The 20,610-nt window shown below is 39.4% G+C and carries 17 protein-coding genes and 1 other RNA gene; 7 read left to right on the plus strand and 11 right to left on the minus strand.

Annotated elements, in window-relative coordinates:
• Window positions 1-116 precede the first annotated feature (116 nt).
• From yjiA to apt, 7 genes are all read right to left on the minus strand, one after another.
• Entirely contained in the window at window positions 117-1,094 is a 978-nt protein-coding gene (gene yjiA / locus AACQ49_RS11705) for a GTPase (protein WP_004252542.1), read from the minus strand.
• Window positions 1,095-1,116: 22 nt separating this feature from the next.
• On the minus strand, window positions 1,117-1,323 hold the full coding sequence (locus AACQ49_RS11710; protein ID WP_004245057.1) for a YbdD/YjiX family protein: 207 nt from the start codon (window positions 1,321-1,323) through the stop codon (window positions 1,117-1,119).
• A 64-nt stretch (window positions 1,324-1,387) separates the two neighbouring features.
• Entirely contained in the window at window positions 1,388-3,538 is a 2,151-nt protein-coding gene (locus AACQ49_RS11715) for a carbon starvation CstA family protein (RefSeq protein WP_004245058.1), read from the minus strand.
• A 450-nt stretch (window positions 3,539-3,988) separates the two neighbouring features.
• On the minus strand, window positions 3,989-4,594 hold the full coding sequence (gene recR / locus AACQ49_RS11720) for a recombination mediator RecR (protein WP_004245059.1): 606 nt from the start codon (window positions 4,592-4,594) through the stop codon (window positions 3,989-3,991).
• Window positions 4,594-4,923, minus strand: a complete 330-nt coding sequence (locus tag AACQ49_RS11725) for a YbaB/EbfC family nucleoid-associated protein (RefSeq protein WP_004245060.1) — start codon at window positions 4,921-4,923, stop codon at window positions 4,594-4,596. Before AACQ49_RS11725 ends, recR begins: the two co-directional genes overlap by 1 nt.
• Before the next feature lie 54 nt (window positions 4,924-4,977).
• Window positions 4,978-6,954, minus strand: a complete 1,977-nt coding sequence (gene dnaX / locus AACQ49_RS11730; RefSeq protein WP_004247250.1) for a DNA polymerase III subunit gamma/tau — start codon at window positions 6,952-6,954, stop codon at window positions 4,978-4,980.
• A 227-nt stretch (window positions 6,955-7,181) separates the two neighbouring features.
• Window positions 7,182-7,733 carry an adenine phosphoribosyltransferase gene (apt, locus tag AACQ49_RS11735; protein ID WP_012367485.1) on the minus strand — a complete coding sequence of 184 codons (552 nt, stop codon included), beginning with the start codon at window positions 7,731-7,733 and terminating at the stop codon, window positions 7,182-7,184.
• A gap of 137 nt (window positions 7,734-7,870) precedes the next feature.
• Between apt and priC the strand changes: the two genes are divergently transcribed.
• Window positions 7,871-8,413 (plus strand): primosomal replication protein PriC, encoded by a 543-nt coding sequence (gene priC, locus AACQ49_RS11740; RefSeq protein ID WP_004247249.1) that lies wholly within the window; start codon window positions 7,871-7,873, stop codon window positions 8,411-8,413.
• Between the two features lie 11 nt (window positions 8,414-8,424).
• Window positions 8,425-8,580 carry a pleiotropic regulatory protein RsmS gene (rsmS, locus tag AACQ49_RS11745; protein WP_004245067.1) on the plus strand — a complete coding sequence of 52 codons (156 nt, stop codon included), beginning with the start codon at window positions 8,425-8,427 and terminating at the stop codon, window positions 8,578-8,580.
• Between the two features lie 12 nt (window positions 8,581-8,592).
• Here the strand turns inward: rsmS and mscK are convergent, their stop codons facing one another.
• From mscK to acrR, 3 genes are all read right to left on the minus strand, one after another.
• On the minus strand, window positions 8,593-12,021 hold the full coding sequence (mscK, locus tag AACQ49_RS11750; RefSeq protein WP_161779052.1) for a mechanosensitive channel MscK: 3,429 nt from the start codon (window positions 12,019-12,021) through the stop codon (window positions 8,593-8,595).
• Window positions 12,022-12,145: 124 nt separating this feature from the next.
• Entirely contained in the window at window positions 12,146-12,499 is a 354-nt protein-coding gene (locus tag AACQ49_RS11755) for a DsrE/DsrF/TusD sulfur relay family protein (protein ID WP_004245069.1), read from the minus strand.
• 28 nt (window positions 12,500-12,527) lie between these two features.
• Complete coding sequence (gene acrR, locus AACQ49_RS11760; RefSeq protein WP_004245070.1) at window positions 12,528-13,172, minus strand: multidrug efflux transporter transcriptional repressor AcrR; 645 nt, start codon at window positions 13,170-13,172, stop codon at window positions 12,528-12,530.
• A gap of 125 nt (window positions 13,173-13,297) precedes the next feature.
• On the opposite strand from acrR, the gene AACQ49_RS11765 reads away from it, so the two are divergent.
• The 4 genes from AACQ49_RS11765 (at window position 13,298) to AACQ49_RS11780 (ending at window position 18,930) form a co-directional block, all read left to right on the plus strand.
• Window positions 13,298-14,488, plus strand: coding sequence for an efflux RND transporter periplasmic adaptor subunit (locus AACQ49_RS11765; protein ID WP_004247237.1), 1,191 nt, complete (start codon window positions 13,298-13,300; stop codon window positions 14,486-14,488).
• Between the two features lie 14 nt (window positions 14,489-14,502).
• A complete protein-coding gene (locus AACQ49_RS11770; RefSeq protein ID WP_004245072.1) occupies window positions 14,503-17,661 on the plus strand; it encodes an efflux RND transporter permease subunit in 3,159 nt (1,052 codons plus the stop codon).
• Window positions 17,662-18,318: 657 nt separating this feature from the next.
• The gene (gene tomB / locus AACQ49_RS11775) at window positions 18,319-18,681 is read left to right on the plus strand and encodes an Hha toxicity modulator TomB (RefSeq protein WP_004245073.1); all 363 of its coding nucleotides are present in this window, start codon (window positions 18,319-18,321) and stop codon (window positions 18,679-18,681) included.
• Window positions 18,682-18,726: 45 nt separating this feature from the next.
• The gene (locus tag AACQ49_RS11780) at window positions 18,727-18,930 is read left to right on the plus strand and encodes an HHA domain-containing protein (RefSeq protein WP_004245074.1); all 204 of its coding nucleotides are present in this window, start codon (window positions 18,727-18,729) and stop codon (window positions 18,928-18,930) included.
• A 399-nt stretch (window positions 18,931-19,329) separates the two neighbouring features.
• Here the strand turns inward: AACQ49_RS11780 and ffs are convergent.
• An RNA gene (ffs, locus tag AACQ49_RS11785) (signal recognition particle sRNA small type) lies at window positions 19,330-19,426 on the minus strand.
• Between the two features lie 295 nt (window positions 19,427-19,721).
• Here ffs and tesB point away from each other — a divergent pair.
• Window positions 19,722-20,597, plus strand: coding sequence for an acyl-CoA thioesterase II (tesB, locus tag AACQ49_RS11790; protein WP_004245075.1), 876 nt, complete (start codon window positions 19,722-19,724; stop codon window positions 20,595-20,597).
• The last annotated feature ends 13 nt before the right edge of the window (window positions 20,598-20,610 follow it).

A 20,610-nucleotide genomic window follows, 5' to 3' on the forward strand; every position in this document is an offset into this window, starting at 1 on the left:
ATCCCAGGAACAGGATCCTCCTCAAGTCCAGGAGCATGATTAATATTCGTTACTGCTATTTACTGCTTACTGCTATTACATCACTACCAACAAACACTTTTCTCAAACAATCGCTATTACTCATATTCTTTAGTGTTATGCATTAACGCATCGAAACTGGCTTTTATTTCTTCTTCTGGCAGATGAATACCAATAAAGACTAAGGTGCTTTGACGAGTTTCATTCTCTTGCCAAGGTCTATCCCAATCAGCGCTATATAATCGTTGCACTCCTTGGAATAACAACCGGTTAGGACTATCTTTAATATTTAATATCCCTTTATAACGTAATAGGTTATCGGCAAAGCTCAATAACAAAGACTCCATAACATCAGAGACTGCTTGTAACTCAACGGGATAATCAAAATTTAGTACAATAGACTGAATATCATCTTGTTTTTCTGGCTGAAAACGAAACAGGGGTTGCTTGACCTCTAAAGTATCATTCAACATAAAGCCTTTTACGTTAAATAATAGTGCTAAATCTATTTGCCCATTGATCACCGTATAGGTAGGCGCTCTAGCATTAATACGTCTTAAACGAGCAAGTAATTGTTGGCTCGCAGGTTGAATATCTGTTTTAGTTAATAGAATGCGATCCGCATAACCAATTTGAGATTGTGCAATAGCAAATTGATCTAACTGTTGCTGAGCATGGATTGTATCAACCAGTGTAATAATGCCATCTAATAAATAGCGTTGGCAGATCACTTCATGAGAAAAAAATGTTTGTGTGATAGGCCCCGGATCAGCCATCCCTGTACACTCAATCACTAGGCGATCAAACACAATGTCACCACGATCAAGACTATCGCAGAGATCGAGCAAAGTATCTTCAAGCTCATTCGATTTACTACAACAAATACAGCCATTGGTGAGTGTTTTTATTTGTGTTGCTCTATCACCAATAATTTCATCATCGATAGGCACTTCACCAAATTCATTTTCAATCACCGCAATTTTATAGCCATGCTCCTCATTGAGCATATGGCGTAAAAGCGTTGTTTTTCCCGATCCTAAAAAGCCAGTCAATATTGTTACTGCAATAGGTTCCATTATTTGTCTCCTTTACAGATTATTAGCAACAGCGGAAACCACCTTTACCATCACCGCCACCATAACGGGCTTCCTGACGTTCACGGAAAAACTCGTTATAGGTCATCACTGGTTTATCAGGATGGTTGTCCTTCATGTGCTGCACATAGTTATCATAATCAGGAATACCTATTAACATACGAGCGGCTTGTCCTAGATATTTTCCAGCTTGCCCTAAATTACCAAACATAAGTTTCTCCTAAGCCCCGCACTCATTAAGTGAGTGCGGGGGTTTTTAGCCTATTCGCCTAAGATTAATGACCTGAAGATATCTTCACATCTTTTGGCATAGGTACATATGGTGTTTCTTGTGCTGACTCTTTCGGATTTTTACGTGCTTTCATTGCGGTACGGATACCGTAGAAAATAATGCTGTAAACAACCACTAAGAACAGAATACTTAAACCTGCATTGGTGTAGTTATTAATCACAATGTGGTTCATATTGGTGATTTCTGCGGCAGTAAGATCTGCCCCACCGGCTAAGATTTTCGCTTTGTACTCATTAGCAAGATAGAAGAAACCTTCCATTTGCGGATCATTACTGAGCAGTTTTAATCCTAGCGCCCATGTTGTACAAATTAATAACCATACCGCAGGAATAACGGTTACCCAGATGTATTTCGTTCTCTTCATCTTGATTAAGATGACCGTACCTAAAACAAGTGCAACAGCCGCTAACATCTGATTGGAGATCCCAAACAGTGGCCATAAGCTCTTAACACCACCCAGTGGGTCAACAACACCTTGGTACAATAGATAACCCCATAAACCGACACAACCTGCTGTACCGATAACACCAGCAATAAAAGAGTCTGTTTTCTTCAAGTATGGGATAAAATTACCTAACAAGTCTTGCAGCATAAAACGACCAGAACGAGTTCCTGCATCTAATGCTGTTAAAATAAAGAGTGCTTCAAATAAGATCCCAAAGTGATACCAGAAGCCCATATCTGCCGCAGGTAAAATTTTATGGAACACCATAGCAATACCCACCGCTAATGTAGGTGCACCACCAGCACGATTAAGTACAGAAGGCTCACCTATATCTTTGGCAGTTTGTAAAATCTCATCAGGTGAGATAACAAAGCCCCATGAGCTAACTGTCGCAGCCGCGTGTACGGTGACATCTTTTAATTGATCCATAATCATTGCGGTATTTTCACCCCCTAATTCATGCAGATTTGGCATTGTAATACCTAATCCGGCAGGCGGTGTATTCATCGCAAAATAGAGACCTGGTTCAATAATAGAGGCAGCCACTAATGCCATGATCGCAACAAATGATTCCATTAACATTGCACCATAACCGATAAAACGCGCATCCATTTCATTGGCGATCAATTTAGGCGTTGTACCTGATGCAATCAGTGCGTGGAAACCAGAAACTGCACCACAAGCAATAGTAATAAATAAGAATGGGAATAGAGCCCCTTTCCATAATGGTCCTGTACCATCAATATATTGGGTCATCGCGGGCATTTTTAACTCAGGATTAAGAATAACAATCCCGATAGCTAAACCAACAATTACACCAATTTTTAGGAAAGTCGCTAAATAATCACGAGGGGCTAAAATCAGCCATACTGGTAGTAAAGCAGAGATAAACGCATAACCAATCAACCCAAAAGTAATAGTGGTGTCTTTAAAGGTTAATGCTGGTCCCCAGTAAGGATCACTCGCGATAACGCCACCAAACCAAATAGCGGCAATCAGTAAAACAATACCAATAACAGAAACTTCACCCACACGACCTGGGCGAATATAGCGCATATAGATCCCCATAAATAGGGCAATAGGTACTGTTGAACAGACGGTGAATACTCCCCAAGGACTTTCTGCTAATGCTTTCACTACAATCAGAGCTAGCACCGCAAGAATGATGATCATGATAAGGAAACAGCCGAACAGCGCGATAGTTCCCGGTACAGGCCCCATCTCTTTCTTTATCATCTCACCGAGAGAGTTACCATTACGGCGCGTCGAAATAAACAGCACCATAAAGTCTTGTACGGCTCCAGCAAGTACCACCCCAGCTAATAACCACAGTGTACCGGGTAAATAACCCATTTGGGCAGCCAATACTGGCCCGACAAGTGGTCCAGCACCCGCAATAGCGGCAAAGTGGTGACCAAAGAGGACATAACGATTAGTTGGAACATAGTTCAAACCATCATTATTAATTACTGAAGGAGTGGCTCGAGTAGGATCGAGCTTCATTACTTTTTGAGCAATATAAAGACTGTAATAACGATAAGCGACTAAGTAGACCGCAACAGAAGCAACAACTATCCATAATGCACTGACGTGTTCACCACGGCGTAGTGCAACCACTGACAGACAAAAAGCACCAATAATCCCGAGGATCACCCAAGGTATGTGCTTAAGAAATGTATTTTTGTTCATGAGACACCTTTTTTTCAGGCAAGACCGAACAGCCAAAGAGTAGTACGGGACAATTGATAATAATTTGAGCGAATATGAAAATAATGACCCGCAGTGACATCATATGAAGAATGTCTGATGAATAGTGTTATTAAATCGCTAAACGGTTATATAGTGAGTTAAGCGGTCTATTTTCTCAGTTGAGTGGTTTTACTGATGTTAAAAGGTATTTTTTTTGTGATCGAGATAACAAATTTATGACTATCAATAAGTTAGAAAACTATTAATTACATAAAAAATCTTTTTTATTATACAAAAAAGGGAGATTTAGATCACAAATAAGCAACAAATAGTCATTATTAATATAATTGAGGCAATATTAACAATATCAGTCAAGGTGACAGTAAAATCAAAAAAAAAGCACCTCATTATATTGATAACAAGGTGCTTTTTTATTAAATCTTTTGTGTATTAATAGTGGATCTTCTGGCGTCCCGCGATAGAGTGTGACAACGTGGTACCATCCACCATTTCTAATTCACCACCAACAGGCACGCCATGTGCTATTCTGCTAGCAGCAATATCATATTGAGCGCATATCTCAGCAATATAGTTTGCTGTAGCTTCACCTTCCACCGTAGGATTGGTGGCTAAAATCACTTCTGATATAGGCTCTTGGCTTAGACGCTCTTCAAGTCTATCTAAGCCAATATCCATGGGACCAATGCCATCTAGCGGAGATAGATGTCCCATTAACACAAAGTATCGACCTGCAAACTGCCCTGTCTGCTCGATAGCATGAATATCTGCCGGGCTTTCCACTACGCATATCTGACCATTTTGCTGACGTCGAGCATTAGCACAGATCGTACAACGCTCTTCTTCAGTAAATGTTCGACAATCACAACAGTGACCAATTTCAGACATTGCACGCGTTAATGCTTGTGCAAGTCGCATTCCTCCGCTTCTATCACGTTGAAGCAGATGAAAAGCCATTCGTTGCGCTGATTTTGGCCCGACGCCGGGTAAACAACGCAACGCTTCCATTAATGATTCAAGAAGAGGGCTAGTTTGCATTAGAATGGCATCTTAAAGCCTGGTGGCAATTGCATACCATTAGAGACTGATGCCATCTTCTCTTTTTGTGTCTCTTCAATGCGACGTGCAGCATCATTAAAGGCGGCAGCAATCAGATCTTCTAACATCTCTTTGTCATCTTCTAGCAGACTAGGATCTATTTCAACACGACGGCAATTATGAGCACCATTGATAGTGATCTTCACTAAGCCAGCACCAGATTCACCGGTGACTTCTAAGTTTGCGATCTCTTCTTGCATTTGCTGCATTTTTTCTTGCATCTGTTGGGCCTGTTTCATCAGATTGCCCAAACCACCTTTTCCGAACATAATTGTCTCTCTTTGTAAAAGCTACGCTGTATAGAAATATACAACATGTTGCGATTAAACAGGCCGGATACTCTCTTCATCCAATTCAGCATCAAAATAGTGCTGTAATGTCTGAATGGTTTTATCCGTAGTAATCGATTGACGCGCTAACGCCAACTTCTCTTCATAAATGGCTTGTCGCCATTCTAACGGCGTTTTAACCGTTAGATTATCATCTTCTATAATTGTGAGTGAAATTGCTTTTCCATGCAATTCACTTAGCGCATTTGTCAGTGTTCGTAGTGCATTTGCTGAATTTAAATGTTTCTGCTTACTACGTAAATGCAAAATGATCGTTTCTTCACCGACCGTCTCTTTATAGGCATTTAACGCTAACTGCTGCACTAACTTCGGCAATGGCATTTTAGCTATTTCCGCCGCCCACTCGTCCCGCTGTTGCGACTCTTGCGCAATTTTAGCGGCTAATTCAGGCGTTTTTTCATACTCAAGAACTTCTTTGATCTCTTTCGGTGAAGAGACCACGGGCTCAGTTACTTGTGCCTGTGGATTTTGTGGCTTCCATTGATAAGCTTCTTTTTTCTTTTTCTCGACTGCAACAGATGACCGTTTTTCATTAACCCTTTGCTGGCGTTTTTCACTGACGGCTGCTAGCCGCTCTAATGCACTAGCAGCCGGCTTAGCCTGTTTAGGCGTCGCCGGTTGAGGCTTTTTTGGTGGCGTTTCTTGCTCAGCTCCCCTTATGGCTTGCCGTGCTCTTAACAGTTGTGCCGCAGGGCTATTTCCTAATGCAGCACTGTTTTCTGGCGACGGTGATACTTTGGGTGTCGCCGTTGCCATATTGCTTCTCACTTGAGGCGCCGATGTTTCAACTCGCTGTTGATTCGGCTGTGATGCTAAAGGCAATGTTTGCGCTAAAGGAGCCGTAGGGATTTCATCAATGACAGTTTTAGGATGAAAAGCAAGCGCCCTGAGAAGGGTCATTTCTACACCCATACGTCTGTCTGGCGCATAAGCCAGCTCTTTTCGCCCAACTAATAAAGTTTGATAATAAAGTTGTAAATCTTGTGGCGACACTGATTTGGCTAATAAACGTAAACGCTCTTGTGTAAATTGCTCTTGGGGATTATTTTCACTCGGCAAAAGTTGTAACATCGCAATTTGATGTAATAATGAGAGCGTTTCGACTAAAAAGTTTTCCCAATCCGTTCCTCTTAAAGCAACCTCATTAACCAACGACATCACTTGTTGACCATCTGCTTTTACTAAAGCTTCAATCAGTGCTAATGGTTGTGCATCATCGATCGTGCCTAGCATACGACTAACGACTTCTGTACTTACAATACCTTCGCCACTCGCAATTGCTTGGTCGGTTAAGCTTAATGCGTCACGCATACTTCCATCTGCTGCACGGGCAATTAATTGGCGTGCTCGCACATCATTTTCAATGTGTTCTGCGGATAGTACTTTCTCAAGCTGTGTCGCTATTTGGTCAACATCAAGTGCCCGCAGGTGAAATTGCAAACAACGAGATAAGATAGTAACAGGTAGTTTTTGAGGATCTGTGGTAGCCAACAGGAATTTAACGTGTTCAGGTGGCTCTTCTAACGTTTTAAGTAACGCATTAAAACTATGACGAGAAAGCATATGCACTTCGTCAATAAGATAGACTTTAAAACGACCACGAGCCGGCGCATATTGAACATTATCGAGTAGCTCTCGTGTATCTTCAACTTTCGTTCTTGATGCCGCATCGATTTCTATTAAATCAACAAAACGCCCTTGCTCTATCTCAAGGCAATTAGCACATTTACCACAAGGTTTACTGGTTATGCCTGTTTCGCAATTCAGCCCTTTAGCAAATAGACGGGCGATCGTCGTTTTTCCAACACCGCGAGTGCCAGAAAAAAGATAAGCATGATGTAACCTTTGGTGATCAAGACCATTAGCCAATGCGGTCAAAACATGACGTTGACCGACAACATCGTTAAAAGTTTGTGGGCGCCACTTTCGGGCAAGTACCTGATAGCTCATTGATTCCGCTAAATATGAACAAGATTTATCTCTATGCTAACACAGGGATAGCCTATTGAGCGAGATCTGTAGGAAACAAATGAGATATTGATGAAATTATCCGCACACTTTAAAGCGGTGACTATTGTGCGGGCTCAATGTATTGGGTCATACATTTTGATACACCCGCACGATGATAGGTATTTACCAGCAAATGCATTAAGCATCTGATTGACACTAAAAAAGCATTAATGCCCTGGGAAATTAACTAATGTGAAGCTATGGATCCCTTCTTTTTCTAGACGCTCAATACCGCCTAAATCAGGTAAACAGATAATAAATGCAGCTTCTGTTACAGTTCCACCTAAACGACGAATAAGACGAGCAGTCGCTTCGATAGTACCACCAGTTGCTAATAAGTCATCAACCATTAATACTTTATCTTTATCCGTAATGCTGTCTTTATGGATCTCTAATGTATCTGTACCGTACTCTAGATCATAAGTTTCACTAAGCGTCTCACGAGGCAATTTACCTTTTTTACGCACTGGCACAAAACCCACACCTAAACGTAAAGCAACAGGGGCACCAAATAAGAACCCGCGGGCTTCGGTACCTACAACTTTAGTGATACCCTGACCTTGATAGTGCTCAACTAATAAATCAATCGTTGCCTGATATGCCGCGGGATTATCCAGTAATGTCGTAATATCACGGAATAAGATCCCTTCTTTAGGGTAATCAGGAATGGTTTCAATGCTGTCTTTAATAAATTGCAGTTGTTGCGCGTTAGCAGTCATAATCAGTGCCATAATAAAAAACGAAACGATAGAATCTATGCAATATGCCGTTAAAATGCAACAGAAAGCCAGTGAACAACTCTTTTTTGTTGCTTTAAGTCAATTCATGTTTTTAGCAAAACAGGTACAAAGCCCAAATGAAAAAAACAGATCCATTGAGTTTGTTTAAAAAACAGATCGACAATCTCGCCGAAACCTTAGCGCCAATTGCAAACAAAAAAATTGCAGCACCTTGCTTCGACACAGCACTATTTCACCACCGTAGTGATTCTCTTGGTGGTTATATGCAACAGATCCGCGATAATTTTACTCAGTTAATAACTTGTGTTGAGGCACAACGTAGCCAGCAAGTTAAGTTTCTGGCAACACAAATCCTACAACAAATTGAAGCATTAACTCGTGAATTATCGACACAAACACTAAGAAAGCAAGAAAACCAGCTTAGTCAACGCAAAAAAAGTGTCGATTTATACCAAAAACTTGCCCAACATCAGGATTACGAGCGCCGATTACAGTCGATGATCCAAGATAGAGAGCTTGCTTTAACTCAAGCACAAGGCTTTGTACGCCAACAAGAATTACAAAAAGAGATTGCTGCTCTTGAAAATCGCCTAGCGCGTTGTAAAAGTGCCCTAGTTTCTATAGAAAAGAGTATTGAACGACAAGAAGATAAATATTAATCGGAGCCATAATGGAATTAAAAGATGCCCCTAAATCAGTTCAGTTAGCGGTTGATTTGATTTACTTATTTGAAACCAATCATATTGATCCCAACACCGTACTTGAGGCACTGGAAATTGTGCGAGTTGATTATGAGAAAAAACGAGATAATCAAACCGCTAACTAAACATCTTACTATTTAATTAAATGGCGTATTCGCTTCAGGTGTTGAACCATCAAGAGGGCCTTTTTTTATTTCTTGCACTTCTTCCCCTTGTTTATTATGCAGATACACTTCTAATTGGTTAAACGCGATATTGATATCATTTTCATTGCAAAGTTTATCAATAGCGCGGTTGACTTCGTCGATAGCAGTATTTCTATCCCCAAGCGTTCTAACATAAAAACGTAATTCATGATTTAACGTGCTAGCCCCAAATTCGGTAAACAGCACCACAGGCTCTGGCTCAGTCATCACTTTGGGATTATCTTTTGCTGCTTTCATTAAAATGGTTTTCACTTTATCCAGATCAGAACCATAAGCAACACCGACTTGAATGATAATACGTGTGACAGTATCAGATAATGTCCAGTTGATCAGTCGTTCAGTCACAAAGGCTTTATTCGGGATAATAACCTCTTTGCGATCAAAGTCCGTTACCGTGGTTGCTCGGATACGAATACGACTCACTGTTCCAGAATAAGAGCCAATTGTCACCGTATCACCAATTCTGACCGGTCTTTCAAATAAGATAATTATCCCTGAAACAAAGTTAGCGAATATTTCTTGTAAACCAAACCCTAAACCAACCGTTAAGGCTGCCGCCAACCATTGTAGTTTTTCCCATGCTACGCCTAATATCCCCAGCGAAACAATTGTACCTATCGCAATAATAATATAGGTCAGAATAGTCGTAATGGCATAAGAAGCGCCTTGCTGTAATTTAATTCTTGAAAGAATAAGAACTTCGAGTAAACCCGGTAGGTTTCTTATCATAAACCAAGAGATAGCCATAATGGCAAAAGAGAGGAGTAAGTCAGCAACCGTCACTGCTTTAACCACATTACCTAACTCTGTAGGCAAATTATAATGCCAAAGCGTAATACCATCTAAGTAAGTAAAGATTGTAATAAAGTCAGACCAAATACCATAAAAACTGGAAGCAAAGATAATAAATAAGATCATTGTGGTTAATCTTAATGATTGTTGGTTTATCTGCTCCATATCCATCGGTGGCTCTTGGATTGGCTCGAGAGTGTTATCGTCCCCCTCTTTTTTCTCTTTAAGCATCGCTTGTCGGCGCTCTAGCGCTCGACGATACGCCAGTCGTCTTGCAGCAACAGTAAGGCCGCGTAAACTCGCGTGGTAAGCAATAAACCACAACATAAGTAGATATAAACTATCAATCCAACGATTGGCTAAACGTAGTGCGGTGTAATAATAACCAAAAATAACTAACCCCATTAAAAGTAAAGGCGAGAAAGTTAATAAGGTGATAACCACTGTTCTCACAACATGATTACCCTTTTCTTGCCACATTTCACGACAAAAAGGTAATGCACACAGACTAATAAAAAAGAGTGAAATAATTGTCACTAATTGACCAATCACATCGCCAACTAACAATAATGGGTTATTAATACCATAAGCGGAAAGTAAAATAATTGGCAACATGGGAAGCGATAAACGTAATAAACGTTTACGATTTTGTTGTACTCGCTCTAGGGGGATCTTAAAGTGATTAACGGCCACTCCATTATCCGACATTAAACGATAAGACCACTCAAACATCAGCCAAAATACCGCAAACTGCCAAGTAAAAGACCAGATAAACTCTTGTTGCACATTAAAGCTATTAATTAGCCAATATCCTATCGCTAACACAATACAAGAAAGGGGTAATGTTTTTAAGAAAACAATCCCTAAAGCCAATGGAGTATGTAACTGCGTATCTTTATTAAGCTTATTAATATCAGCACTTAATTTATCAAACTGCTTATCAAATTTTTTACGTTGCCAAATCAGTATTCTACTGAACAAAACTAGCGCAATCAGCACAGGATATGATTTTTTAGCCCCGGTCAACAGATTTTCATTTGACCAGTTGAGTTTAAAACTTTGAAATTCAGCCACTGCCTGATCTGGAAAGGTTGAGAACCAACTGAGGTTAATCGGTTTATTACTGCTTACCCAGAATATTTGTTGCGCTAAGGTGTTTTCTAATGAACTCACCACACTACGTAGCTGTTGCTGATCCATCTGTAAATTAATAGATTCAGAAATTTGGCTACCCAGTTGATTATTGAGCTTATCCAGTAGATCTCGTCGCGCATCAATCAGTTGTAATAATGCATTATGTAGCTCTTTTAGCTCATTTTTATCAGTAATTTCCGGATGTGTGGCTTGGTACTCTTGCATTAATTGGTCGATATAGAGATTCGGCTGAAAAATCTGATCTCTTTGTTTATTGATTTCAAACTGTTCTAAACGTAAGTCGGCAATTTTATCCGGTAACTTATTGATAAAGATATCATCAGGTAGCTCAATTTGCTCTTCAAATAGAATACGAGAGAGCAACAGACTCCCTTTCAATACATCAATTTGCTCTTTAAGATTGCGCTCTGATTGGATAGCTCTATCTAGGCGGTTTTTGACCATTAAACTATGGCGATTTAACTCATTATTATTTTGTGTAGTAATAATCAGCTTATCGCTGAGTTTTTTATTAATATCAGCTTGAGCTAAATAAAAAGCGTTATTTTTAATCGCCTGATTACTCAGCTCTGCCGTCTGCGCCTCTTTGGCAACCTCTTCTGAACTGTCTAAACGTTTATCACTTAAGATCTCTTGCAGTAGTTGAGCATGCTCTTGAGAGAGGTCAATATAGGCTGAACTATAATCACGCTGTAATTGTAATAAGCTTTGTAGCTGTACATTAGATTGCAGTGTTCGTTTTTGAAAACTGTTTTGTTGTTGCAAATAATATTGTTCTAATTGTAAAAGTTGCACAGAAGAAGATCGCATTTGAGCTTTATCTGCACTGCTTTTATTTAATGCAATTCGTATTTGTTGCAATCTTTCTGAGTTATTAAATAAAACAGATTGCGCCCTTTCTGGTTGCGTTTGTAAAACAATAAGCTCATTACTGTAATTAGCTAAATCTTCCTGTGCTTTCGCTAAGGATTGTAAAACCTCTTCTAATTGCGACTCTAAAGTTGCAAGCGGTAGGCTCTCTAAAGATTGACGGTAGTCCTCAACTTCTTTGTTCGCTATTTTCTGTTTTAATTGACTTAATTGATTTTGAATACTGCGTAGCTTTTCTGGTAATTGCTCTACTGTCTTATTATAGTCGTCTGCTTTTTTCTCTAATTGTTGAATATTATCAAGAAGTAGCAATGCCTGCTCTAGATCACCAATAGTGAGTTTATCTTCGGCACTTAAGTCACTACGTTTATTTAATAAATTAAGCTGGTTTTGAATACTTTCTTTGGTGGGTAAATTATTGCTGACAGTTTCTGCTTTAGCCGGGGTAAAAAGTATATTTCCTAACAAAACAAAGAAGATAGAGACAATAAATATTGTCGAAATAAAATGATTTAATCGAATAAAAACGTTAGATCCACGCATATTGAGCAACTTGTTCAATGAATATTGAAAAACTGCCTCTTAGTATAATCCAATTACTTGAAATTGGCAGTGTCATTAGAACAAGTCGCCTAGATGTTTCTCCCCTGAGAAAACAGAATATTGATCAGAAAGTCAAAATCTTATCCGCGTCGAGAGTCCATTGTGCTAAGTCCACCAATGTCCCAAGTTCAGCACCATCCACTAAAGGTAATTCACTGATACCACGAGTATCTGTACAGGTTTTGCATAACTTAACAGGGACGTTTTGTGCCGTTAAAATTTCTAACATTTGTTGGAGGTTGTAACCTTCTTTGGGTTGCTGATGAGCCAGTGCACCGGTTACCGCATCAGACATTAAAAAGATATTTAATTGCGTTTCTGGATGTTGCTCTTTTAAAGTAATAGATAAACGCAGTGCGTTAAATAATGATTCATTACCGTATGCTGCACCATTTGCAATCACTAATACTTTGCTCATGAACTTCTTCCTTATGTTTAAGAATAAATTAAGATAGCGCCGATATTCTCATATTTACGCTATGCTTAATCATATCAATAAAACTATCAACCAAATATTGACTTTCCTCTTTAATAGAAAAACTTTCTGGTGAAAATAACCAATTTTCAGCAAGCCCTGTCATCATAGCTCTTAACATAATCGCAGCTCTTCTTAAATCAAGGTTGGCTGGGAGTTGTTTTTTTTCGATACAGCGAGATAAAGATTGCTCTATTCTAGAGTAATCGGCTGCACATAATTCTCGGCGGATTTCAACAATTGGTGTCATTTCACCAACAAATTCGCACTTATGGAAATATATTTCTAGAAGTGCATTATGTTTCGGATCTTCGACAATTGATGTCAATATGTAAATAAGCAATTCTCTTAATACAAATAGTGGATCATCTGGATATTTTGATTGATACTCTAATTCTAATGATTCTATTTTTAAGTCGGTGAGTTCACACGCTTCAGTAAATAAATCCACTTTATTCTTAAAGTGCCAATATATTGCACCTCGAGTTACTCCGGCCTCGGTTGCAATATCTGAAAGTGATGTGGCAGAAACACCTTGCACAGTAAATAGCCTAAGTGCAGCATCAATAATCTGCTGTCTTGTCTCTTGTGCTTGGCGTTTAGTTTTTCGTGCCATTATTCCTCGATTTTGACTGAAGTTAATTTACATACATTCATGTATGTTTGTACTATACATCGCAATCATTCATCAACTTAATTATTTTTTATCCCGGGAAACAACTTTTGAATAGAGGTTTTCTTATGCGAAAAAACAGAGGGGTTTTGCCTCTGGCTCTGTTAGTGCTTTCAGGCAGCTTGGTTATTGCTGGATGTGGCGACAAAAATCAGTCTGCTGGAGGTCCACCTCCTGCTCCTGCTGTAGGTGTTGTTACATTAGATGCGAAACCACTGACTATCACAACAGACTTACCTGGTCGTACATCTGCTTATCGTATCGCAGAGGTTCGCCCTCAGGTTGGCGGCATCATCTTAAAACGCAATTACACCGAAGGTAGTTATGTAGAAGCAGGAACATCTTTGTACCAAATCGATCCTGCTATTTTTCAAGCTACATTAAACAGTGCTCAAGCTGATTTAGCAAAAGCGAAAGCGAATGCTGAAATTGCTCGCCTAACTGTAGAGCGCTATAAACCTCTACTCGGCACCAATTATGTCAGTAAACAAGATTTTGATACCGCAACATCTCAGTACGCTCAAGCTGTTGCTGCAGTAAAAGCAGCTGAAGCTACAGTGACTAATGCAAAAATTAATCTTGAATATACCAAAGTCACCGCACCAATTTCTGGCCGTTCAGGTAAATCAACGGTAACAGAAGGCGCATTAGTTGCACCTGGTCAGCAAGTGGCTTTAACAACCGTTCAGCAAATCGATCCGATTTATGTCGATGTGACACAATCGAGTGAAGATTATCTGAAATTAAAAAATGAAATTGAAAGTGGCATTGTTCGTCAAGAGCAAGGTAAACCTGTTGTTCACTTAACCTTAACTAATGGTCAATCCTATGCTCAAAAAGGTCATTTAGAATTTTCTGATGTGACTGTTGATGAATCCACAGGCTCTATCACTATGCGTGCAATCGTACCGAATCCAAATGGTGAATTACTGCCAGGTATGTTTGTTCGTACAAAATTAGAAAATGGTATTCGTCAAAATGCTATTTTGATCCCACAACAAGCTGTTATTCGTACTCCTCGTGGTGAAGCAACAACCATGGTCGTTAATAAAGACAACGTGGTTGAAGTGCGTACTATTGAAGTATCACAAGCAGTTGGTAATAAGTGGCTAGTGAATAGTGGTGTTCAGGTTGGTGACCGCGTTATCGTTTCGGGGCTACAAAAAGCAAAACCTGAAATGAAGGTTACGCCACAAGAAGAAAATTTAGATGCAACAGCATCAACTGAAAAATCTGAACCAGCGAAGGATCCTCAATAAGGAGTCGATGATCTATGCCTAAGTTTTTTATAGACAGACCAATATTTGCGTGGGTAATTGCCATAATTACCATGCTTGCTGGTCTTTTGGCACTCATCAAACTGCCTGTTGCACAATATCCAACGATTGCACCGCCAGCGATTTCCATCTCTGCGGTCTATCCAGGAGCTGATGCAACCACGGTACAGAATACTGTAACCCAAGTTATCGAACAGAATATGAATGGTATCGATAACATGGTTTATATGTCTTCAACCAGTGATTCTGCAGGTATGATGAATATCACGCTGACCTTTGAAGCTGGTACTGACCCTGATATTGCGCAAGTCCAAGTGCAAAATAAATTGCAATTGGCAATGCCTCTTTTACCTCAGGAAGTACAACAACAAGGGATTAGTGTCGATAAATCTTCTAGTTCATTCTTAATGGTTGCAGGTTTTATCTCTGGTGATGGCTCGATGTCACAAGATGACATCGCCGACTATGTAGGTGCAACAATTAAAGATCCATTAAGCCGTGTCACAGGGGTGGGTGAAACGCAGTTATTTGGTACACAATACGCAATGCGTATTTGGTTAGATCCAGATAAACTGGTGAAATATAACATGACCACACTTGATGTTATTAATGCGATTAAATCGCAAAATAACCAAGTGGCGGCAGGTCAATTAGGTGGTACGCCACCAGTGCCTGGTCAGCGTTTAAATGTATCTATCATTGCGCAAACTCGACTTAATACACCTGAGCAATTTGCTGATATTCTGATGAAAGTCAATCAAGACGGTTCACAGGTTAAGCTAAAAGATCTGGGTATTGTTGAGATGGGGGCTGAAAACTACAGCACGATTGCTCGCTTTAATGGCTTACCTGCAGCAGGTATTGGTATTAAACTGGCAACAGGTGCTAACGCCCTTGATACCGCAACAGCAGTACGTGCGGCACTGGCTGATATGGAGCCATTCTTCCCTTCTGGATTAGAGGTCGTTTATCCTTACGATACAACACCATTTGTTAAGATCTCTATTTTTGAAGTGGTTAAAACGCTCGTTGAAGCCATTATGCTGGTGTTTGTAGTCATGTATCTGTTCTTACAGAACTTCCGTGCTACATTAATCCCAACCATTGCTGTGCCCGTCGTATTATTAGGGACTTTCGCCATATTGTCCGCGTTTGGCTATTCGATAAACACCTTGACGATGTTCGCGATGGTACTAGCCATCGGTCTACTGGTTGATGATGCTATCGTTGTAGTAGAAAACGTTGAACGTGTGATGCAAGAGGAAGGACTGTCACCTAAAGAAGCGACACGTAAGTCTATGGGACAAATCCAAGGTGCATTGGTGGGTATTGCCCTCGTGTTATCTGCGGTATTTATTCCAATGGCATTCTTTGGTGGTTCAACGGGTGCGATTTACCGACAGTTCTCAGTTACTATTGTATCAGCGATGGTGCTGTCTGTTTTCGTGGCATTGATTTTAACCCCTGCACTTTGTGCGACATTGTTAAAACCAATCCCGAAAGGCAGCCATGGTGTACAAACAGGTTTCTTTGGTTGGTTTAACCGCGTTTTTGAAAAAAGTAGCCACCACTATACAGACAGTGTTTCTCGTACACTGCGAGGTACAGGTCGTTACTTACTGATCTACGTCTTACTTGTTGCTGCTATGGCAATTATGTTTGTGCGTTTACCGGCGTCTTTCTTACCAGAAGAAGACCAAGGGGTATTACTGACAATGGTTCAGTTGCCCGCTGGATCAACCCAAGAGCAAACTCAAGACGTATTAGCACAAGTCAATGACTACTTTAATACTAAAGAAAAAGATGTGGTTAAGTCGGTCTTTACCGTCAGCGGCTTTGGTTTTGGTGGTCAAGGTCAAAACATGGGGCTTGCTTTCGTCGTATTAAATGATTGGGATGAGCGTAAATCAGACCAAGACAAAGTCCCTGCTATTGTCGGTCGTGCTAACCAAGCTCTTTCTCAAATTAAAGAAGCCTTTGTTTACTCCTTTAATATTCCAGCGATTGTTGAGTTAGGCTCTGCAGGTGGTTTTGAATTCGAGTTAATCGATAATGCCAACCTGGGACACGAAAAACTCATGGAAGCAAGAAACCAATTGCTTGGAATGGCAGCACAAGAGCCACAAATGTTGACGGGTGTGCGTCCTAACGGTCAAGAAGATACCTCTCAGTATCGTCTTTATATCGACTTAGAAAAAGCACAAGCTCAAGGTGTTGCGGTCAGTGATATCTACTCAACATTAGGTACGATGTTTGGTGGTAGCTACGTTAACGACTTTATCGACCGTGGTCGTGTGAAGAAAGTTTACGTTCAAGCAGAATCACAATTCCGCATGTTGCCACAAGATATTGCTAATCTTTATGTTCGTAACAATGCGGGTCAGATGGTGCCTTTCTCATCCTTCATTGATACTAGTAAAGATCCTTGGTTATATGGCTCACCACGTTTAGAGCGTTATAATGGTTTACCAGCTGTCCAGATCCAAGGTAGTGCAACACCAGGACAAAGTAGTGGTGATGCAATGCTAATGATGGAACAACTCGCCAGCAAATTACCAAGTGGTATTGGCTACGAGTGGACGGGTATGTCATACCAAGAACGTCTATCAGGTAACCAAGCGCCAGCACTGTATACTATTTCATTAATTGTAGTATTCCTTTGTTTGGCGGCACTCTATGAGAGTTGGTCAGTGCCTTTCTCAGTTATGTTAGTCGTACCTTTAGGGGTCATTGGTGCATTAGCATTTACTACATTGAGAGGGCTTGAAAACGACGTTTACTTTAAGGTTGGGCTACTTACCACCATTGGGTTATCGGCGAAGAACGCCATATTGATTGTCGAATTCGCCAAAGACTTAATGGAAAAAGAGGGTAAAGGGCTAGTAGAAGCGACGTTAGACTCCGTTAGAATGCGTCTACGTCCAATTCTAATGACATCGTTAGCCTTTATGCTTGGGGTTATTCCTCTGGTATTAAGTAACGGTGCAGGCTCCGGTGCGCAAAACTCAGTAGGTACAGGGGTATTCGGTGGTATGATTGCCGCGACATCCCTTGCTATTTACTTTGTTCCTATTTTCTTCGTTGTGATCCGCAGAAGGTTTGCGAAGAAAAACGAAGACTTAGAGCACCCAAACTATCCGCACCAAACTAAGTAATCATTATGCTATACCACAGCCAACATAATTTGTTGGCTACCCATCAAAAAGGTCGCTTAGCGGCCTTTTTGTTTTATTTTAATTTTTCGTGTTAATCCCGCCCCTTTATATTGTTATCAATTAAAGAAAAACATATCCCTAATCAATAAATCAGTTTAATTTTTTTCTTATATATGACTTTTTGTCAAATTTAACGCACTATTTTTTATTAATATCAGCTTATCACCAAGACTATTTAGCGATATAAGACATTTTTAGCAAACAAATACTAGGATAATCATCAAGTTAATTATCCTTACTTTTACGCTTCTCAACTAAATTTTTACGAAAATAGACAAATTTCTATCGCTCAGATAGTGACTTATGCAATAATAGTGCTATATTAAGCGTACAGTACTTTTATTTTGTACACTTTTTCAACTTGCATTGAATGTAGTTTCGTATTTAAATACCTTTTTCAAATTACACCATTACTATGTAGAAATAATAAAAACAATTATTAAACATTATTGGTATATGAATAAAATATAAAGCTGCTGTTTATTTTAAGATTGTTTAATTAATTCATTACTGAATTAAGCCGCAAGCTTCATTAATAGCTAATTTATCAGTATTAATTATTAGTGTTTCTTTAGCATAATTCAGTCACAATAAGCTATGGACGAATATTCACCAGAAAAAATAGATTTAGCTGAATTGTCATTTTTATGTGAAGAGCTATTACAGCAAGCATTAAGCTCATTAGATAAAGGTACCGCAGTTTGGAACAATGATCTAAGTAGCACAAAAAGCGTTGACCTTAATGCCCTAATTGATCACATTATGGGCTTTAGTTGGCTGTTTAAGATAAAATATCCTGATAAACACGCTATTAACACTTTAATGGAAGAGTGCATAGAAGAGACTTATCGGTTATTCGGTAGTGACTCCATTTCCTACTCGGAATTGAATAATTGGAAAGAGTTAAACTATTCACTGTTAACGCTTATCGATAAAAATCCTAAAAGTTATATCAAGTAAATTAAATTACCTTTAGTTTTATTTAAATTATAGAGAAAAGACAACATGACTAAAACAGACTATCTAATGCGTTTAAGAAAATGCACCTCAATCGAAACCCTTGAAAGAGTGATTGAAAAGAACAAATATGAACTGACCGATGATGAGTTAGAGCTATTTTATTCAGCTGCAGACCATCGTTTAGCAGAGCTAACCATGAACAAACTTTATGACAAGATCCCAGCATCTGTTTGGAAATTTGTAAGATAATCGTATTAGCAAGTAACCATTAGTATCCTCTTATTTTTACTATCTCTTTATAGTAATTGGGTTAATAGTTCTTATTTTTAGGTATCGTTTTATTCATGCTTTTTTAATAAGTAAAATGATTACACACTATCATGCCGTGCTTATAACGGCATGACGGCATAATTCTTACAACTTCTCTTATTATTCATCTATAACGCGTAGGCGATAATAGGTGAAAGGCATTCTGTTTCTTATTAATTCACCAAACCCATATTGAGAGTAAATATAGTTAAAAAAACTATTAATTAAACAATATGTAAATAGAAATATGTTTAGATGCAAACGTTCAACGATACGATTACGATGAAGAAAGTAACTGGATAAAAAATAGCGGGATTGCAATGCAGAAATTGGGTGGGGCCTTGCCAGCGACATCCCGGCACACACGACACCTGCCATGGCTGCTTCCTTCCGGACCTGACCGAGTTAACAAGTTAGTGTTGCGGGAGAACCAACAAGACCCCATAGATTGTCTTATTGCTAAGACGATATGCATTATCTTTTAAAGCTATCCAAATAGCAAGGAAAGCCAGACCAAGTGCTGATAAATTACTCAATAAGGCCTTATGCTTTGCCAAATTCTTTCAATTTATGCCCTCTATTTAGCTAATATCGCGATTGCTCCCCTATCAAATAAGGTGTTACGGCATTTTTAGCAAAATATAAACAGCAGATTATTTTTTTATCCGATAGCGGATTGTATATAATCAAAACTATAAAACATAATCTATCCGATGATATATAGGTAAACTATGAGCCAGGCATTAAAAAAACTTATCAACTTAATGGAGCTTGAAAAAATAGAAGAAGGCCTATTTAGAGGTCAAAGTGAAGATTTAGGTTTACCACAAGTCTTTGGTGGACAAGTTGTTGGCCAAGCTCTTTATGCGGCAAAACAAACAATTGCTGATAATCGCTATGTTAATTCATTTCACAGCTATTTTTTACGACCTGGTGATAGCCATAAGCCTATTATTTACGATGTGGAATCTATCCGTGATGGTGGCTCATTTAGTACTCGTCGCGTCAGTGCTATCCAACAAGGTAAGCCTATTTTTTATATGACCGTCTCTTTCCAAGAGTTTGAAGAAGGCTTTGAACATCAAGATATGATGCCTGAAGTCCCTTTTCCAAATGACTTGATCTCTCAAGATGAGATATTGAAAAAACTTGCCCCAAAATTACCCGAACCTCTAAGAACACTCGCATTAAGAGAAACACCTTTTGAAGCACGCCCCGTGCAATATTTTAGCCCGTTTGGTTATGAGAAAGCACCTGCGGAACGTTATGTTTGGTATCGTAGTCGCGGAGAAATGCCATCTGATCCTTTCCTACACCAATACTTATTAGGTTATATCTCTGATTTTGATTTTTTACCCACCTCACTGCAACCTTATGGTTTAGGTTTTATGGATCCGAGTTTACAAGTGGCTACCATCGATCATTCCATGTGGTTCCATCGCCCATTTCGTGTTGATGACTGGTTACTTTATGCTATTGAAAGCCCATCAGCCTCAGGTGGCCGCGGATTTGTGAGAGGAAAAATGTTTAATATGAGTGGGCAACTAGTTGCCTCTTCTGTTCAAGAAGGTGTTATCCGTCAAAAACGAATAAAATCAAACAAATAACGCAGTGAGAATA

The organism is Proteus sp. G2675, assembly GCF_963886535.1.
GTDB lineage: Bacteria > Pseudomonadota > Gammaproteobacteria > Enterobacterales > Enterobacteriaceae > Proteus > Proteus mirabilis.

Excerpts from the sequence above, each read along its gene's own strand:
- yjiA (WP_004252542.1), bottom strand. The coding sequence starts at position 1,094 with ATGGAACCTATTGCAGTAACAATATTGACTGGCTTTTTAGGATCGGGA.
- AACQ49_RS11710 (WP_004245057.1), bottom strand. The coding sequence starts at position 1,323 with ATGTTTGGTAATTTAGGGCAAGCTGGAAAATATCTAGGACAAGCCGCT.
- AACQ49_RS11715 (WP_004245058.1), bottom strand. The coding sequence starts at position 3,538 with ATGAACAAAAATACATTTCTTAAGCACATACCTTGGGTGATCCTCGGG.
- recR (WP_004245059.1), bottom strand. The coding sequence starts at position 4,594 with ATGCAAACTAGCCCTCTTCTTGAATCATTAATGGAAGCGTTGCGTTGT.
- AACQ49_RS11725 (WP_004245060.1), bottom strand. The coding sequence starts at position 4,923 with ATGTTCGGAAAAGGTGGTTTGGGCAATCTGATGAAACAGGCCCAACAG.
- dnaX (WP_004247250.1), bottom strand. The coding sequence starts at position 6,954 with ATGAGCTATCAGGTACTTGCCCGAAAGTGGCGCCCACAAACTTTTAAC.
- apt (WP_012367485.1), bottom strand. The coding sequence starts at position 7,733 with ATGACTGCTAACGCGCAACAACTGCAATTTATTAAAGACAGCATTGAA.
- priC (WP_004247249.1), top strand. The coding sequence starts at position 7,871 with ATGAAAAAAACAGATCCATTGAGTTTGTTTAAAAAACAGATCGACAAT.
- rsmS (WP_004245067.1), top strand. The coding sequence starts at position 8,425 with ATGGAATTAAAAGATGCCCCTAAATCAGTTCAGTTAGCGGTTGATTTG.
- mscK (WP_161779052.1), bottom strand. The coding sequence starts at position 12,021 with ATGCGTGGATCTAACGTTTTTATTCGATTAAATCATTTTATTTCGACA.
- AACQ49_RS11755 (WP_004245069.1), bottom strand. The coding sequence starts at position 12,499 with ATGAGCAAAGTATTAGTGATTGCAAATGGTGCAGCATACGGTAATGAA.
- acrR (WP_004245070.1), bottom strand. The coding sequence starts at position 13,172 with ATGGCACGAAAAACTAAACGCCAAGCACAAGAGACAAGACAGCAGATT.
- AACQ49_RS11765 (WP_004247237.1), top strand. The coding sequence starts at position 13,298 with ATGCGAAAAAACAGAGGGGTTTTGCCTCTGGCTCTGTTAGTGCTTTCA.
- AACQ49_RS11770 (WP_004245072.1), top strand. The coding sequence starts at position 14,503 with ATGCCTAAGTTTTTTATAGACAGACCAATATTTGCGTGGGTAATTGCC.
- tomB (WP_004245073.1), top strand. The coding sequence starts at position 18,319 with ATGGACGAATATTCACCAGAAAAAATAGATTTAGCTGAATTGTCATTT.
- AACQ49_RS11780 (WP_004245074.1), top strand. The coding sequence starts at position 18,727 with ATGACTAAAACAGACTATCTAATGCGTTTAAGAAAATGCACCTCAATC.
- tesB (WP_004245075.1), top strand. The coding sequence starts at position 19,722 with ATGAGCCAGGCATTAAAAAAACTTATCAACTTAATGGAGCTTGAAAAA.